We start from the raw sequence: 385 nt of genomic DNA on the forward strand, positions 1-385 counted from the left end.
ATGAGAGGACGGACCCGGGGATCTTTAACGGCAATATCAAGAAATTAATCGTCGAACTCGACACCAACCGAGTCGAACTCGAACTGCAGAATGAAGATCTGCGCAAAGCCCAGACGGAAATTGAGATCTCCCGCCTGAACTACAATGAGCTCTATGAATTTGCCCCGGTGGGCTATCTGACGCTTGATGGTGATTGCCGTATCGTCGAGACAAACCGACGGGCTGCTCAGATGCTGCATATGCCCAAAGGGCGACTTCTCAACCGGAAGCTCGCCGAATTTATCCATTTTGACGACCAGGATATCTTTCACCTGCATAAACAGCAGTTGCGCGATTCAGGACAGCGACAATCCTCCCGTCTGCGCCTGAAAACCGATAATGGTTC

General features: G+C 50.9%; 1 protein-coding gene. It reads left to right on the top strand.

The window, feature by feature from the left end:
- Nucleotides 1–385, top strand: a 385-nt coding sequence (locus ACYQ8U_RS23260) for a PAS domain-containing protein (protein ID WP_459947934.1), incomplete at both ends; no start/stop codon positions are given.

The sequence above is a fragment of the Desulfocastanea catecholica genome, from assembly GCF_054657295.1.